Consider the following 486-nt stretch of genomic DNA (forward strand, 5'->3'; position numbering starts at 1 on the left):
ACGAGTTGAGCATCCCCGATTACAGCACCTTATGCCGCTACCGCAACTGGCTGGCGCAAGACAACACCCTGTCCGAACTGCTGGAACTGATTAACCGCCAACTGACTGAAAAAGGCCTAAAAGTAGAGAAAGCATCCGCCGCCGTCGTTGACGCCACCATTATTCAGACCGCCGGCAGCAAACAGCGCCAGGCCATAGAAGTTGATGAAGAAGGACAAGTCAGCAGCCAAACCACACCGAGTAAAGACAGCGATGCCCGTTGGATAAAGAAAAACGGCCTCTACAAACTCGGTTACAAACAACATACCCGTACCGATGCGGAAGGCTATATCGAGAAACTGCACATCACTCCCGCCAATGCCCATGAGTGCAAACACCTGTCGCCTTTGTTGGAAGGACTGCCCAAAGGTACGACCGTCTATGCCGACAAAGGCTATGACAGTGAGGAAAACCGGCAACATCTGAAAGAGCATCGGCTGCAGGACG

At 52.7% G+C, this 486-nt stretch carries 1 protein-coding gene; it reads left to right on the plus strand.

Going from position 1 to position 486, the window contains the following annotated elements:
* The coding region (locus tag ACTHSW_RS10820) for a transposase (RefSeq protein ID WP_440373917.1) at positions 1–486 on the plus strand (486 nt) is incomplete at both ends.

The organism is Neisseria sp. P0008.S004, assembly GCF_051962755.1.
Taxonomy (GTDB): Bacteria; Pseudomonadota; Gammaproteobacteria; order Burkholderiales; family Neisseriaceae; genus Neisseria; species Neisseria subflava_A.